The organism is Bowmanella yangjiangensis, from assembly GCF_017255015.1.
GTDB lineage: Bacteria > Pseudomonadota > Gammaproteobacteria > Enterobacterales > Alteromonadaceae > Bowmanella > Bowmanella yangjiangensis.
The window spans coordinates 1-1,251 of sequence record NZ_JAFKCS010000237.1 but is presented as its reverse complement, the minus strand read 5'-3'; the positions used below and the strand labels follow the sequence as shown (position 1 = coordinate 1,251).

At 67.6% G+C, this 1,251-nt stretch carries 2 protein-coding genes; both read right to left on the bottom strand.

The genetic code is table 11. The features are described 5' to 3' along the window. Nucleotides 1-840 (bottom strand): alpha/beta hydrolase (locus J0A65_RS23635; protein WP_206596728.1); only part of this gene is annotated, 840 nt, incomplete at its 3' end. Beyond that, entirely contained in the window at nucleotides 830-1,129 is a 300-nt protein-coding gene (locus tag J0A65_RS23630; RefSeq protein ID WP_206596727.1) for a DUF2218 domain-containing protein, read from the bottom strand. The genes J0A65_RS23635 and J0A65_RS23630, both read right to left, overlap by 11 nt. Nucleotides 1,130-1,251 lie beyond the last annotated feature (122 nt).

Below are 1,251 nucleotides of genomic sequence, written 5' to 3'. Positions count from 1 at the left end.
GGCATGGTCGCGCCCCGGGGCCACCAGCAGCTCGTTGGGCAGGCCCAGCGCATTCAGGCGCTGATGGAATTCACGCGTGTTGTCCACCATGCGCCGTTCGGCCAGGTGCCGTTGCCGCGCATCCTTGAGCTCTGCACCGGCCGCACGTTGTTCGCCCCCCCCGACGCTGAGCAGCAGGCGCACCTGCGGTCGCTGCTCCTGCCCTGCGTGGGCCTGCAGCAGGTCGAAGGCATAGCGCCGGTTCCACCACAGTGACGGACTGGAGGCGAAATAGCGCTGGAACGCCTGTGGACGGCTGAGCATCGTGTAGAGGGTGAACAGGCCGCCGTAGGAGTGGCCGAACAGCGTCTGCCGCTGCGGGTCGACCTTGTAGCGCGTGGCGACCAGTGGTTTGACCTCATCCTCGAGAAAGTCGAGGAAGCGCTCGGCGCCGCCCTGCCGGGTGGCCAGCCGATCACCGGTGTCGCGCATGTCCGGCGCGGGCGGCGTGTAGTCCTCGGCACGCGCCGGGACATCGAAAGGCGCATCGCCCGGGTAGCCGATGCCCACCACCAGCACGGCCTCGCGACCGTCGCGGGAGGCATGCGGCTGATACATCAGCGCCTGCTGCGACAGCAGCGGGAAGAACAGGTTGGCATCGAGCACATAGACCACCGGGTAGCCCTGCGGCGGCGCCTCGCCCTGCGGCCGGGACAGGTACAGGCGATAGGTGCGCCCGGTATGCCGGGACTGCAGCTCGCGCATTTCCGCCTGCGCCAGCGTCGCCGGCTGCCAGGGCTCGGCCTGCAGCGCGGGAGAGGACAGCAGCGCCAGCAGGCAGAGGACGACGCTAGCCCTCATCGGCCATGCCCTCGCTCCAGGTGATGCTCAGGTTTTCCCGGCGGGCGAAACGCACCAGGTGATCGTCGAGCACGAAGCGGATGCGTGCGGCAGCCTCGTCGTCATCGGCCTGGCAGTCGAAGCGCAGGCTGTTCGCATCGGCCTGCATCAGGCAGCGCCCGAACGGGAAACGTGCATCGGCGCTGCGCTCATCGAACTCCACGGCGATCTTGTGGCGAAAGTGCTTGCACAGCTTGGTCATGTACAGCGACGCAGAGGCGGTAACCGCGGCGCCTTGGAATCGGATCATGCAGGAAGGCTCATCAGGTGGCGGCGGGTGGACCCGCTGTTATCGGGATCGGAGAGTGGATGACGCGCTTGCCATCCACCACCGCGTACATCAAACGGTGGACGGGTGAAGCGTCGTCCACC